14 protein-coding genes are annotated in these 14,163 nt (G+C 70.5%); 12 read left to right on the top strand and 2 right to left on the bottom strand.

From position 1 onward, the window contains the following. Positions 1-104 precede the first annotated feature (104 nt). Positions 105-296, top strand: coding sequence for a hypothetical protein (locus H0B54_RS06480; RefSeq protein ID WP_094302586.1), 192 nt, complete (start codon positions 105-107; stop codon positions 294-296). A gap of 1 nt (position 297) precedes the next feature. Here H0B54_RS06480 and H0B54_RS06475 read toward each other — a convergent pair whose 3' ends face one another. Beyond that, on the bottom strand, positions 298-666 hold the full coding sequence (locus H0B54_RS06475) for a chaperone modulator CbpM (protein ID WP_094302585.1): 369 nt from the start codon (positions 664-666) through the stop codon (positions 298-300). 1 nt (position 667) lies between these two features. Next, positions 668-1,579: a DnaJ C-terminal domain-containing protein gene (locus H0B54_RS06470; RefSeq protein WP_188259684.1), complete on the bottom strand. Its 912-nt coding sequence runs from the start codon at positions 1,577-1,579 to the stop codon at positions 668-670. A gap of 233 nt (positions 1,580-1,812) precedes the next feature. On the opposite strand from H0B54_RS06470, the gene H0B54_RS06465 reads away from it, so the two are divergent. The 11 genes from H0B54_RS06465 to H0B54_RS06415 all read left to right on the top strand — a co-directional run bounded on the left by H0B54_RS06465 (position 1,813) and on the right by H0B54_RS06415 (position 14,101). Continuing rightward, positions 1,813-2,817, top strand: coding sequence for a zinc metalloprotease HtpX (locus H0B54_RS06465; protein WP_188259683.1), 1,005 nt, complete (start codon positions 1,813-1,815; stop codon positions 2,815-2,817). Between the two features lie 159 nt (positions 2,818-2,976). Then, the gene (locus tag H0B54_RS06460; protein WP_188259682.1) at positions 2,977-4,965 is read left to right on the top strand and encodes a PP2C family protein-serine/threonine phosphatase; all 1,989 of its coding nucleotides are present in this window, start codon (positions 2,977-2,979) and stop codon (positions 4,963-4,965) included. 204 nt (positions 4,966-5,169) lie between these two features. Next, positions 5,170-5,745: a cytochrome b gene (locus H0B54_RS06455; protein WP_188259681.1), complete on the top strand. Its 576-nt coding sequence runs from the start codon at positions 5,170-5,172 to the stop codon at positions 5,743-5,745. 274 nt (positions 5,746-6,019) lie between these two features. Further along, complete coding sequence (locus H0B54_RS29665) at positions 6,020-7,807, top strand: autotransporter domain-containing protein (RefSeq protein ID WP_246472360.1); 1,788 nt, start codon at positions 6,020-6,022, stop codon at positions 7,805-7,807. Between the two features lie 145 nt (positions 7,808-7,952). Then, positions 7,953-8,780: a universal stress protein gene (locus H0B54_RS06445; RefSeq protein ID WP_188259680.1), complete on the top strand. Its 828-nt coding sequence runs from the start codon at positions 7,953-7,955 to the stop codon at positions 8,778-8,780. Between the two features lie 205 nt (positions 8,781-8,985). Next, the gene (locus H0B54_RS06440; RefSeq protein ID WP_188259679.1) at positions 8,986-9,237 is read left to right on the top strand and encodes a hypothetical protein; all 252 of its coding nucleotides are present in this window, start codon (positions 8,986-8,988) and stop codon (positions 9,235-9,237) included. 167 nt (positions 9,238-9,404) lie between these two features. Then, entirely contained in the window at positions 9,405-9,596 is a 192-nt protein-coding gene (locus H0B54_RS06435; RefSeq protein ID WP_094302578.1) for a DUF2934 domain-containing protein, read from the top strand. Positions 9,597-9,629: 33 nt separating this feature from the next. Continuing rightward, entirely contained in the window at positions 9,630-10,037 is a 408-nt protein-coding gene (locus tag H0B54_RS06430) for an Hsp20/alpha crystallin family protein (protein WP_188259678.1), read from the top strand. Positions 10,038-10,048: 11 nt separating this feature from the next. Next, on the top strand, positions 10,049-12,466 hold the full coding sequence (gene lon / locus H0B54_RS06425) for an endopeptidase La (protein ID WP_246472359.1): 2,418 nt from the start codon (positions 10,049-10,051) through the stop codon (positions 12,464-12,466). A 91-nt stretch (positions 12,467-12,557) separates the two neighbouring features. After that, the gene (locus H0B54_RS06420; protein ID WP_188259676.1) at positions 12,558-13,409 is read left to right on the top strand and encodes a DUF2076 domain-containing protein; all 852 of its coding nucleotides are present in this window, start codon (positions 12,558-12,560) and stop codon (positions 13,407-13,409) included. Positions 13,410-13,567: 158 nt separating this feature from the next. After that, positions 13,568-14,101, top strand: coding sequence for a MarR family transcriptional regulator (locus H0B54_RS06415; protein WP_014198729.1), 534 nt, complete (start codon positions 13,568-13,570; stop codon positions 14,099-14,101). Positions 14,102-14,163: the final 62 nt, after the last annotated feature.

Here is a 14,163-nt window from a genome sequence, read left to right as displayed (position 1 = left end):
TGCGTCGGGGTGTGGCCCGGTGCACAGCGGGACGAGCGAAGGGGCGGCATGATGACGCCATCAATCAACCCGGCCAGCCTGCCAGAACGAACGGAACCTGCTCCATGGCCCAATCCGTGACCCGCGCGCTTCAAGCCATCAAACGCCACAACGCCAAGCCGGAGCAGATCGACCACGCCATCCTCAGCGCTATCAACGTGACGCTGTGCATGCAGTCCGGCGGCAACGACCGGGTTGCGGAAGGCTTCAACCAGGACATCGCGCTGAGCGGACGGGCCTTCGGCGTCCGGAACTGACCTACCCTTCCTTTTCCTCCCGCTTCCGCAGTTCGTCCTGCAGGAGATAGCGGGCCTCCGGTGGCAGATCGCCGATGGCTTCGGCCAACACGCGCAGGCGACGCCGCAGCCCATAGACGGTGTCCAGCAGGGACAGCACGACCGGCATCGCCTCGTCGTCGAGCGCCAGATCCTCCCGCAGATCGCAGATCAGTTCCAGCCGGGCCACGTCGGCCGCGCTGAAGACGAAACCGGTCCCTTCATGCCGCGGCCTCAGCCAGTGCCGCTCCACCCAGACCGTCAGCTGGGCGGAGGAGACGCGCCGGCAGGTGGCCAGCACCTCTTCGGTCCGCCACCCCGCGCCGTCCGGTTTCCTGTCGTCTTGGACCATCTCACGCGGCCTCCATATCCCGCCTCGGGTTGTGGTCGGACTTCCAGTCCCGGACGAACGCCTCCAGCGCCGGGTCGGGCGGGTCGGGCAGGGCGATGCGCAGGGTCACATACTGGTCGCCGCGCGCCCCGTTCGCTCCGGGAAGGCCCTTGCCCTTCAACCGCAGCCGCGTGCCGTTGTTCGCCCCCTTCGGAACGGACAGCATCACCGGCCCGTCGATGGTCGGGACGCGCACCTTGCCGCCCAGCACCGCCTCGGCCAGCGTCACCGGCAGATCGAGCTGGATGTCGTCGCCGTCGCGCCGGAACCAGGGATGGGGCGTGACCTTGACCGTCACCAGTGCGTCGCCGGGCGGACCGCCGTTGCTGCCGGGCAGGCCCTGGCCCTTCAGGCGGATGGTCCCGCCGTCCTCCAGGCCGGCGGGCAGGTCGACGTCCAGCGTCTTCCCGTCCGGCATGGTGACGCGGCGCTTGCCGCCCTTGGCCGCCGCCAGGAAGTCGACCGTCAGCGCCATGCTGAGGTTGCCGCCCTTCATCGGCATGGCGCCGCCGCGGGCGAAGCCGCGCCCGCCGCCGAACAAATCGGCGAAGATGTGTTCCAGATCGTCCGACGCGAAGCCCTCGGCATGGGCGTAACGGGCGCCCGCCGGGCCTTCCGCGAAGTCGCGGTAATACTGGCGCTGCGGACGTTCCTGGCCCGAGGCGTCGATCTCCCCACGGTCGAAGCGGGCGCGTTTGTCGGGATCGGACAGCAGGCTGTAGGCGGCGCTGATGTCCTTGAAGCGCTGCTCGGCCTCTGCCTTGCCGGGGTTGAGGTCCGGGTGGTGCTTCTTGGCCAGCTTCCGGTAGGCCTTGCGGATCTCGTCGTCCGACGCGGTGGGGGATACGCCCAGAATCTCGTAAGGATTGCTCATGGCGATGACCGTGATTGAAAAGCGTGGGTCAGCGGCAAAAGGGTGAGCACGTTCGACGTGTATGTGTTCAACGCTCCCCCGCAAATCAAGAGGGTTGCCCTTCCGTCCGGCGCACGGCGCCTGTGCTTGCGGCCGGGATGAAGAAGGGGCGGTGCGCGCCAATATGAGGCGGGCCGGACTTGGTTCCGGCTGAACGCTTCCAAAGGGAGATGGTCAGGGAGGGAGCCCCCGTCATGCCGCACACGCCTCGGTCCTTCATGCCCACGGATCAGGCGGCCGCCGACCTGCGGCGGCGCCACAAGACCGCGAACGTGTTGCAGTCCCTTGTCCTGCTCGGCGGCATGGTGCTGCTGCTGGCGCTGTGCGGGATGATCCTGGCGGGGGTGGAGGGGGTGCTGTGGGCGCTGCTCGGCGGCGCGATCAGTCTGCTGTTCAGCCCGCGCCTGTCGCCGCGGATGATCCTGGGCATGTTCGGCGCCCGCCGCCTGACCTATGCGGAGGCCCCGGTCCTGTTCGACGCGCTGGCCGCCATCGCCCGCCGGGCGGAGCTGCCGGCGGTGCCGGAACTGTGGTACGTCGCCAGCCCTGCGCTGAACGCCTTCGCCGTCGGCAGCCGCCGCCGGTCGGCGATCGCGGTCACCGACGGGCTGCTGCGCGCGCTCAGCCTGCGGGAGCTGGCCGGCGTGCTGGCCCACGAGGTCAGCCATGTGCGCAACAACGATCTGACCGTCATGGGGCTGGCCGACACGGTGACCAGCCTGACCCGGCTGATGTCGGTCTTCGGCATGGCCCTGCTGATTCTCAACCTGCCCCTGATGATGATGCGGCAGGAGGCGGTTCCCTGGCTGCTGGTGCTGCTGCTTATCGCCGCACCCTGGATCGGCGTGCTCCTGCAACTCGCCCTGTCGCGCACGCGGGAGTTCGACGCCGATCTGGACGCCGCTCACCTGACCGGCGATCCGGAGGGCGTGGCCTCGGCGCTCGCCCGGATCGAGCGGCTGCAGCACAGCCCGTGGGAGGGGCTGCGCTTTCCCGGCCGCCGCCGGGCGCAGAACATCCCCTCCCTGCTGCGCACCCACCCGGACACCGAGGAGCGGGTGCGCCGCCTGATGGCGTTGCGCACCCCGCCGCCGGTCCTGCCGGGGCTTGCCGCCCACCCTCTTCATGCCCCACCGCACCTCGCCATGCCGACGGCGTTGCGGCGCCCGCGCTACCGGATCGGCGGCTACTGGTACTGAAGGTTACAGGGCCGGCGTCCGCCTCTCCTGGACTCGCGGTGCCCGGCTGGGTAGAACCGACGGGCGCGGTCGGGCAATTTTCCCAAATCCCAGGCTTGTCCGGGGAACAAGGAGGAAAGCCCGCGGCGGTCGGTTGGCTACAGAAGGCGGGTCCCCTCCATGACCTTTCAAGGGCGTTTGGTCCTCCTGATCTCCGGGCTGGTGACGCTGGCGGTGGTGCTTGTCACGGTGCTGCTGGCCTGGACGACCCATTCGGCGATCCAGTCGCGGGTGGAAGCGGACGGCCGCATGGCGGCGACCCTGCTGGCCCGCACCGCCACGCTGGCGCGCGAGGTCCCGCGCGACGTCGAGGCCCTGCTGGGAGACCGGCTGTTGTCGGAGGCGACTCTCGCCGCCCACCTCGTCGCGGTGATGGAGGCGGGCAAGGCGCCGATCAAGGCGGTGACCGACCGGCTGAAGGCCGTTGCGGATGGTGGCGGGCCGGACGAGATCTGGGTCACCGACAACCGGGGCCGCGCCTATCTGCACAACATTCCGGGTCCCGACATCACCTTTGGCCCCGACGTCCGTGCGCAGCCGCGCCAGGCGCCCTATTACGGCCTGCTGAACCGCGCGCCGGAGAAGGTGGTAACCGACGCGGCCACCGAAGGCGGCAAGCTGATGAAGTTCGCCGGCGTGGCCGGCGTCGACAAGCCGCGCATCGTCCAGGTCGGCGCCGACGTGCGCCGGCTGGGCGACATCGCCCGCAAGGCCGGGATCGACGGCGTGATGGCCTCCCTGCTGGCCGGCGGCACGGTGGAGGGTGCGTGGCTGCTGGAGCGCGACGGCCGCCTCGCCGTGCACGCCACTGGTCCCAGCGCCGGGCCGCTGTCGGAGCGGGCGGTCGAGGCGGCGAAGGCCGCCGCGGCGGCCGGCGAGACCGGTCTTCTGCGCGAGGGCGACCGCCTGACCGCCTTCGCCCCGGTTCCGGCGGTCGCCGGGCAGGGGACGGCCGGGCAGGGGGCGGGGATCGCGGTGGTCCGTCTGCCGGCGGAGGACCTGTCCTCGGTGGTCGGGCGCCATGTGAAGATCGGCGTGCTGGTCGGGCTGCTCGCCCTGGCGCTGGGCGTCTACGGCGCCGTCCGCTTCGCGCGCAGCCAGATGGCCCCGATCGAGCGGCTGGGCGAGGCCGTCGCCGCCGTCGAGGCCGGGCGCTTCAACCCCTTCACCCTGAACGAGGCGATGGAGCGCAACGACGAGATGGGCCGCCTCGCCCGCGTCTTCCGCAGCATGGCGCTTGAGGCGTCCTACCGCGAGGAGACGCTGGACGCCCAGCTCCTGATGCGCACGGCCGAGCTGGAGACCCGCACGGAGAAGCTGGCCGCGGCCGAAAACCTGATCGAGGAGGAGCAGCGCGCCGCCCGCGACGTGCAGGCGAACCTGCTGCCGCAGCAGCTTCCCGCCGGGCGGGACAGCCAGTTCTTCGGCCTGCTGGTCCCCGGCCCGGCGGTCAGCGGCGACTTCTACGATGTCATCGAGCTGGACGAGCGCCATTGCCTGCTGGTGGTGGCCGGCGTGTCCGGCTGGGGCGTGCCGGCGGCCTTCCTGATGCTGCTGGTGCGCGGCGCGATCCGCGAGGCGGCGGCCCGGCCCGGCATGACCCCCGCCGCCATCCTGGCGGCGGCCAACGACCGGCTGTGCGGGCAGAGCCCCTTCGACGGCTTCGCCACCGCCTTCGTCGCCCTCTACGACCGGGAGACCGGGACGCTCAGCCACTCCAGCGCGGGCAACCGCGCCCCCTGCCGCATCCGTGCGGACGGCAGCGTCCTGACCCTGGCCGACGCCGGCGGCCCGGCGCTGGGCGTGCGCAAGGGCATTCCCTATGGCGAGGCGGTGACCCGGCTGGAGCAGGAGGACACGCTGTTCCTGTGCACCGAGGGCGTGTTGCGGGCGGTGAACGCCGCGCGCGAACCCTTCGGAGAAGAGCGTCTGGCCGCTGTCCTGCACCAGGGCCGTGGCCTGTCGGCGCGCGACCGTTCCGAACTGCTGCTGCGCGCGGTGGAGGCCCATGTCGGGCCCGGAGGGCAGACCGGCGACATCGTGTGCCTGACCGTCCGCCGCCTGCTGCCCGCCGCCGAGCTGGCGCCGGAGTCCGAAGCGGCGGTGTGACGCCGTTCGGCGAAGGTTTGCATCGGCAACGTTCCCCTCTGATCGGGGTGACCCGGCTGGCCCGCTGGGTCACCCGAGCGACCACGGCGCGGAGCCGTGCGGCACCCCCATCTCTGTCCTGGGTTCCGCCGTTCAGCTTCGGTTCAGTCGCCTCCGGACAGGATCGGCAGGACTTGCCTGTTTCTGCCGATGAGGGGACTTCCGATGTCCAACGCTTATTCCGAGGCGGCCGCCCGGCCTCCGGTCAAGACCCGCTACGACGGGGTCATGGTGTTCCTGCACTGGAGCGTCGCCCTGCTGATCCTGGTGGCCTTCGCCATCGCCCAGGGGCGCGGGCTGGTGCCGCGCGGGCCGGAGCGGACCGCCCTGATGGATCTTCACCGGTCGCTTGGCGTCCTGGTGCTGGCGCTGGTGGCGCTGCGCATGGTCTGGCGCGCCGTCAGCCCGCCGCCGCCGATACCCGCCGACACGGCGCCGTTGCTCCTGCTGGCGGCCAAGGCCGGGCATCTGGCGCTGTACGCTCTGATGATCGCGGTGCCGCTGGCCGGCGTGTTGATGACCCAGGCCCATGGCCATCCCGTGGCCGTATTCGGCGTGTTCACCCTGCCGACGCTCGTGGGAGAAAATCATGCTTTCGGCGACACGCTGGAGAAGCTGCATGAGCTTTTCGGCACCGCCATCATCGTGCTGGCCGGCCTGCACGCGGCGGCGGCCCTGGTCCACCAGTATGTCCTGAAGGATGGGACGCTGAGCCGCATGCTGCCCTGGGGAAACCGCTGAGCGGAAAAGGGCGGGCGGCGTCGGCACCGGAATGCCGGTGGGCGCCGCCCGCCGAGTGGCGAGGTCCTGCCTCCTCCATGGATGGACCCATGCTCGGGTCCCCCATGGTCTGATGAACCCGCCCAAGCGGCATCTCTTCCCGGCGCAATGGCGGTACCGCCCCCCGCTTTGGCGCGCCACCCCTGTTTTCCAGCTGTCCGGCGGGGGAGGTGACGCGGTGACGGGCAGGGCGATTCGTTTGGCGGGAATGCGTTTGGCGGCGGGAGCCGCGCTGTTGGCGTCGGCGCCCGTCGGTGCGGTGCCGTTCGACCGGGTGTTCGTCTTCGGCGACAGCCTGTCCGACACCGGCCGAGTCTACGAGCTGACGCGCGGCGGCATTCCGCAGAGCCCGCCCTATTACGACGGGCGCTTTTCCAACGGTCCCGTCTGGGTCGAGCGGCTGGCCCCGTTGATCGGCAGCCAGCCCGACCAGAAGACCAACTTCGCCTATGGCGGCGCGGAGACCGGCACCCTGTCGCAGACCGGCGTTCCCGGCATCCAGGGACAGGTCGGGCAGTTCCTGCTCAGCCGCCCGAGCGGCACCGGCGGCGGGCTGTTCGCGGTCTGGGCGGGCGGCAACGACTATTTCAACCGGGTCGCCGCCGGGTCGGACCCCGCGGGCCTCGTCACCCAGACGGTCGGCAACATCGTCACCACGGTTGAGCGTCTGGCGGCGCTCGGCGGGAAGACCTTCCTGGTGCCGAACCTGCCGGACCTCGGCACGGTGCCGGACACCCGCAATTCCGACCGCGCCGCGCTGCTGAACGCGGTCACCGTCTCCCACAACAGCCTGCTGTCGCAGGCGATGGCCGACGTGGAAAAGCGGCTGGGAGTCACCGTCGTGGTGGCGGACGTCAACGCGCTGTACCGCGCGGTGGCGGCCAACCCGACGGCCTACGGCTTCACCAACACCGTGACGCCCTGCCTGTCGGACAACACGCCGACCGGCGCCTGCGGGACCGAGGCGCAGGCCGACCAGACCGTCTATTGGGACGAGATCCACCCGACCCGCGCCGCCCATTTGCTGATCGCGCAGTACATGCAGGGTGCCCTGTTGGCCCTGAACGACGCGGCGGAGACGGTGGCGATGCAGCCGGAACTCGCCTTCGAGGCGGCGCGGAGCTGGCACCGCGCGCTGCTCGGCTCCATCGCCGGTCCGGCCTCCACGCGGGTGGAGGCACCGCTCGGCTCCGGGGAACTGAGGGCCTTCCTGGTCGGCGACGCCGCCTGGGGCCGTCTCGGCGGCACGGCCGAGAGGCAGGGCTTCCGCTTCAACACCCAGTCGGGCGGCGTCGGTGCCGAACTGCCGGTCGGGCCGGCCTCGCGCGTCGGGCTGTCGGTCGGCGGGTCGCGCGGCCACGCCAAGCTGGACGAGGGGGCGGGCACACTGGACATGACCAGCACCATCGTCGGCCTGCACGCGGTGACCGAGGCGCGGGGCTTCCTGCTGGCCGTGGCGGGCAGCGTCTCCTTCGACCGCTACGGCGACATCGACCGGATCACCGGATTCGCGCCGTTCCCCAACGCCTCGGCTGAGACGGACGGGCGCACCTACGCCCTGTCGGTCGCCGGCGGCTACACCGCGCAGCTCGGGCCGGTGGCGCTGGGGCCGCGGCTGGGCCTGCGCTACATCCACACGCGCATCGACGGCTATCAGGAGAGCGGCGCCGGCCTGCTGTCGCTCGGAGTCGAGCGGCAGAGCGCCGAATCGCTGGAGAGCAGCGTGGGCGCCGAAGCCTCCACGGTCGTGGAGATCGGGGGCGCGATCCTCCAGCCCAGTCTGGGAGTGGCCTGGGAACACCAGTTCGCGGAGGACGCGCGCACCGTCACCGTCCGCCTGCCCGGCGGTGCGGCCAACAGCGTCAGCCCCAGCGGCGACGGCCGCGATTCCCTGGTGATCGGCGCCGGACTGTCCGCCCAGCTCTGGCAGGCGGTCAGCGCCGCGGTCGGCTATCGCGGCGAACTGTCGGGGGCGGACGGCCACAACCACGCCTTCACCGCCCGCTTGCGGATGCGTTTCTGACGGAACGCCTAATCCACCTTCCGGAAGGCTTTTTCCTGCTGGCGTTGCGGCGCCGCAAGAGGAACAATCGGAGTCGGTGCGTCGCCCCCGGGCACGCCCGCCCGAACAAGAACAACGGCCCGGACAAAACAAAGGGGGGAGTTTCATGGCTTACAAGCACATCCTCGTGCATCTCGATTCCGGTCCTCAGGTGGAAACCCGCCTCGACGCGGCCATCGCGCTGGCGAAGACCAGCGGCGCCTTCCTGCGCGGCCTGTTCGCCCAGCCGGACCGCAGTGCCACCAGCGTCATCGCCCGCCGCTCCAGCGACCATCTGGAGCAGGCCGCCGCCCGCAGCGAGGCGATGTTCCGCGACAAGCTCCAAGCGTCGGGTCTGCAAGGCCAGTGGCACGGTCTGACCCACGGTGAGCACAACCACGTCATCCGCGAGGTCATCATCTGGTCGCGCTTCGCCGACCTGACGGTGCTCGGCCAGTTCGACCGCAGCGCCGCCGCCGATGGCGTGGCGCCGGAGGAGTTGAACGAGCAGGTGGTGCTGAATTCGGGCCGCCCGGTGCTGGTGCTGCCCTTCGCCGGAACCTTCCCGGTGATCGGCAAGCGCGTCGCCGTCGCCTGGAACGCCGAGCGCGAGGCCGCCCGCGCCCTGTCCGACGCCATGCCCTTCCTCCAGGCCGCCGACGAGGTCACCGTCATCACCGTGCTGACCCAGGCCGCCCCGCCCGCCGGGTCGGAGCCGCAGCGCATCGGCCTGCTCGACCATCTGGCGCTCCACGGCGTGACGGCCGACCAGACGCATTTCACGGTGACCGACATCGGCGCGATGGACGCGCTTCTGGCCCGCAGCATCGATTCCGGGGCCGATCTGCTGGTGATGGGAGCGCACGGCCATTACGGCTTCCCCTTCCTGCACCGCGGCGGCGGGACGCGCCATGTCCTGCGCACCTGCCCGGTGCCGCTGCTGCTGTCGCACTAAAGCGAACTTCCGTTCGCTTTAGATTCACATCGCCTCAATCGCCGGTGGGCTTCGGCCGCATGTGCGGCCGGTACCGCCGTCGCGGTCCAAAGCGGAGTGCAATCCGCTTTAACGCCGTCCGGTCGGCGCAAACAGGCGGCGGGCTTTCCTCCGCCGTGCCGGGCAGCCATGTAGAGGCTGTCCCGGCACCGGCTGGAGAGCGTGCATGTCCTGGCTGCGCATCTTTCTGATCGCCTGTCCCGTCATCGTCCTGGCGGCGCTGCTCGCCGCCTGGGCGGCGACGGGCTTCGACCTGTTCGGCCTCAGCCTGCCGGGCCTGCTCGCCCTGGTCGGCGGCGCCGTGCTGACCAGCGCCGTCGCCATCGGGCTGATGGCCCTGGTCTTCCTCAGCAACCGCAGCGGCCACGACGAGGCGGCGGGCCGCCCAGACCCGACGGACGGGCCGGACCGGCTCTAAAGCCCCGAACGCGAAAGGGGCCATTGCCCCTTTCTTCCGTCTGATGTCCGCAAGGTCAGCGGAACGCCTGCGACCCCCTGCCGTTGCTCAATGGACGAAGGAGCCCCGGTTCTTGCGGCCGGATGGGCCATGCCTGCGGCCGGGGCGGGAAGGAGGGAAAAGCCGCGATGGACGAACACCGCATCCGCCACCGTGCCTACGAGATCTGGGAGCAGGAGGGGCGCCCCGAAGGCCGCCGCGCCGAGCATTGGGAGCGGGCCTGCCGCGAACTCCAGGAGGAGGACGAGCGGGCGAAGGAGAAGGATTCCGAACCGCGTGACCCCGCCCGAGCCCCCGCGGATTCCGGCGCCGGCATCTGACGTCCATCACACCCATTCCTCCAAGGAGACGCCATGCCGCCCCGCCGTGATCCCGCTTCCTTCATGTGGTCGGAGGCCGTCGAACTGCTGGACCGTGCCGAACGGTTGCACCGCCAGTTCTTCCGTCCGGCCCCGCCCGGCCCGCGCCGCGCCTGCTGGACCCCGCCCATCGACGTCTACGAGTCGGAGGACGCTGTGACCATCGTCGTCGCCCTTCCCGGCGTCGGCGCGGACCAGCTTCACGTCGCCGTCGAGGACGGCGTTCTGGTGGTTGCCGGGGAGCGGACGCTGCCGCTGGGCTGCGACGGGATCATCCACCGGCTTGAGATTCCCCATGGCCGCTTCGAGCGGCGGATCGAGCTGCCCGCCGGGGCCTTCCGCATGGGACGGCGCGAGCTGTCCGCGGGATGCCTCGTGCTGACCCTCGACAAGATGGGATGAAGGACTTCCGAATGACTGATGAGCACGCTGCCGAAGCGACGCCGACTTCCCAGACTCCGCCCAGCTCGCCGTCCACCTCCGGGCTGCCGGAGGATGTGATCCCGGTCATCCCCGTCCGGAACCTCGTGCAGTTTCCAGGGGTGGTTCTCCCGGTGACGGTCGGACGGGCGCGCTCGGTCGCCGCGGCCCAGGAGGCGGCCCGCACCGAGCGCCCGGTCGGCATCCTGCTCCAGCGCGACGAGGCGGTGGAGGACCCGACCGGAGCCGACATGCACCGCGTCGGCACGACGGCCAGCATCCTGCGCTACGTCACCACGCCCGACGGCTCGCACCATCTGGTGTGCCAGGGACAGCAGCGCTTCCGCATTGTCGAGTGGGTCCCCGGCCATCCCTTCATGGCCGCCCGCGTGGAAATGATCGAGGAGAGTGACACCGCCACGCCGGAGGTTATGGCCCGATTCCTGAACCTGCGCAACGAGGCGGTGGAGGCGCTGCAACTGCTGCCCCAGGCCCCGCAGGAGCTTCTGGCGGCCGTTCAGGCGATCGAAAGCCCCGGCGAGCTGGCCGACATGACCGCCAGCTACATGGACCTGAAGCCCGCCGAGAAGCAGGAGGTGCTGGAGACCGTCGACCTGCCGGAGCGGCTCGACAAGGTCGGCGGCCTGCTCGCCCGGCGGATCGAGGTGCTGCGGCTGTCGCGCGACCTCCGCGAGCGCACCCGCGAGGCGATGGACGAGCGGCAGCGCGAGTATCTGCTGCGCGAGCAGCTCCGCGCCATCCAGAAGGAGCTGGGAGAGGCCGACGAGGGCCGGCAGGCCGAGATCGGCGAGCTTCAGGATGCCATCGCCAAGGCCGGCATGCCGGCCGACGTGCGCGAGCACGCCGAGAAGGAGCTGCGCCGGCTGGAGCGCATGCCGGAGGCGGCGGCGGAATACTCGATGGTCCGCAGCTACCTGGACTGGCTGATCGAGATGCCGTGGGACCGCCGGTCGGAATCCCGAATCGACATCGCCGAAGCCCGCCGCATCCTGGACGAGGACCATTACGGGCTGGAGAAGGTCAAGCGCCGCATCCTGGAGTTCCTGGCCGTGCGCAAGCTGAACCCGGAGGGGCGCAGCCCCATCCTGTGCTTCGTCGGCCCGCCGGGGGTGGGCAAGACCTCGCTCGGCCAGAGCATCGCGCGGGCGACCGGGCGGGCCTTCGCCCGCGTCTCGCTGGGCGGCGTCCATGACGAGAGCGAAATCCGCGGTCACCGCCGCACCTATGTCGGCGCGCTTCCCGGCAACATCGTCCAGGCCATCCGCAAGGCCGGGACGCGTGACTGCGTCCTGATGCTGGACGAGATGGACAAGCTGGGGCAGGGCTTCCACGGCGACCCGTCGGCCGCCCTGCTGGAAGTGCTGGACCCGGAGCAGAACGCAACCTTCCGCGACCATTACCTGGGCGTGCCCTTCGACCTGTCGAAGGTGATGTTCATCGCCACCGCCAACATGCTGGACACCATCCCCGGCCCGCTGCGCGATCGCATGGAGGTGATCGAGCTGTCCGGCTACACCGAGGACGAGAAGCTGGAGATCGCCAAGCGTTATCTGCTGGCCCGCCAGCTTGCCGCCAACGGGCTGACGAGGGAGCAGCTGGAGATCCCGGACGACACCCTGCGCGCCATCATCCGCGACCACACGCGGGAAGCCGGGAACCGCCATCTGGAACGGCTGATCGGCGCGGTCGGGCGCTACGCCGCCGTGCGCATCGCCGAGGGCGCGGTCGAGCGGATGCGGGTCGAGCCGGAGGACCTGACGGCGATTCTCGGGCCGCCGCGATTCGAGAACGACGTGGCGATGCGCACCAGCGTGCCCGGCGTGGCGACCGGCCTCGCCTGGACCCCGGTCGGCGGCGACATCCTGTTCATCGAGGCCAGCCGCTTTTCCGGCTCGGGGCGGCTGATCCTGACCGGCCAACTGGGCGAGGTGATGAAGGAGAGCGCGCAGGCCGCCCTCAGCCTCGTCAAATCGCGGGTGAAGGACCTCGGCCTCGACCCGGAGGGGCTGGATCGCTTCGACATCCACATCCACGTCCCGGCGGGGGCCATCCCGAAGGACGGGCCGTCCGCCGGGGTGGCGATCTTCACGGCCCTGGTGTCGCTCCTGTCCGGGCGCTGCATCCGCTCCGACACGGCGATGACCGGCGAGATCAGCCTGCGTGGGCTGGTCCTGCCGGTCGGCGGCATCCGCGAGAAGGTGGTGGCCGCCCAGCGCGCCGGCCTGAAGACGGTCATGCTGCCCGCCCGCAACCGCAAGGATTTCGACGACATTCCCGCGGCGGTGCGCGAGCGGCTGAACTTCGTCTGGCTGGAGCGGGTGGACGACGCCGTCCGCGCAGCCCTGGCGTCGGAGCCTTCCGCGGAGGCGGCGGAGCGCAAGGCCGGGTAGCGTCTTCGCCGGGGCCGGGACCCTTGCGCACCGGGGGTGCGGTGCGCCACATGAAAAGCGCGCCCGCGTGGAGCGCGCACAGGAGACGATCATGACGCCCGAGGAACGCACCCTCCTTTCCGATCTGTTCACGCATCTGCGCGAGGTGGAGAACCACCCCCGCGATCCGGAGGCGGAACGCTTCATCCAGCAGATGATCCAGGGCCAGCCCGCCGCCGCCTACTACATGGCGCAGTCGGTCCTGGTGCAGCAGCAGGCGCTGACCGCCGCCCAGCAGCGCATCGAGGATCTGGAGCGGCAGGTGAAGGAGGCGCAGTCCCGCGCCCAGCAGACCCAGCCCCAGCCGTCCGGCGGCAGCTTCCTGTCCAACGCGCTCGGGCTGGGGCGCAGCCCGTGGGCCGGTGGCGGCAACCGTCCGGCGGAGCAGCGGCCCACTCCGGTGCCCCAGCCACCCCAGGGGCCGGCCTACAACCCGATGCAGCCGCCGATGCCGTCCCCTGCGGCCCCGTCGCGCAGCCCGTGGGGCGCCGCTCCGCAAGCCGGTGGGCAACCCGGCTACGGCCAGCCCGCCTATGCGCCCCAGCCCGGTTACGCACCGCAGCCCGGATTCGGCCCGCAGGGCTACGCGCCGCGCGGTGGAGGATTCCTGAGCGGCGCTGCCCAGACCGCGGCGGGCGTCGCCGGCGGTATGCTGGCGGCCAGCGCCATCTCCTCGATGCTCAGCCATTCGCCGGGACCGTTCGGCGAGGCCGCGGCGGCTGCGGGCCAGACGGCCAGCCATGGCGAGACGGTCATCAACAACTACTACGGCGACTCCGCCGACCAGGGCGCGGACCAGGGCTTCCCGCCGGAGGACAACAACCTTCAGAACGTCGATTATCAGACGGACGGTTCCTCGTTCGATGACGGCGGCGACGGCGGCGGGGACGACAGCTGGATCTGACCTTATCCAGTCCTTTGCGGAAGGCGCGCCAACCCTTCGGGAAAGTCCGGTGCGCCTTCGCGCCGCCATCACAGTTAATATAAATTAAACAGTTAGGTCCCTACGGTGCGTTGGGCAAGGCAGGCCATTTTCCCGATCCCCACGCAGACCCGAGGCCCATGACGACGCTCGTTCAGCCCCAGCCGACCGAAGACGCCGAGCGCAGCGACGCTGAGCGCAAGGCCTCCGCCACCCAGATGTACCATGAGGTGGCGCGGATCATCGAACGGATGCACCGCCGGTTTCTCGACGTTCTGCGAATCGAGCTGTCCCGCATCGGCATCGACGACATCAGCCCGGTGCAGGTCATGATGCTGCTGAACATCTCCAACGGCGAGATCAGCGTGCGCGACCTGATTGAGCGCGGTTACTATCTCGGCTCCAACGCTTCCTACAACCTGAAGCAACTGGTGGACAGCGGCTATGTGGACCGCTCCGCCTCGCCGCGTGACAAGCGCGCCGCCCGGCTGAAGCTGTCGGCCAGGGGCTTGGAGCTGTGCGAGCGGCTGCGCCACATGGCGTCCGTCCATTCCGACGGTCTGATCCGCACCGACGGCGACAGCCAGGACTTCGAGGTCACCTACCGCACGCTCCGCCGTCTGGAGCGCAAATGGACGGACGTCATCCGCTCCGACGAAACGGAAATCCTGTAACGCGCATTGACCTCCCTCAGTGTGCGCGGCGATGCGCCGTGCCACGGTAAGGCCGCAGAGCC

The organism is Azospirillum tabaci (assembly GCF_014596085.1).
In the GTDB taxonomy this organism is placed as follows: domain Bacteria; phylum Pseudomonadota; class Alphaproteobacteria; order Azospirillales; family Azospirillaceae; genus Azospirillum; species Azospirillum tabaci.
This window is presented reverse-complemented; position numbering and strand designations above follow the sequence as displayed.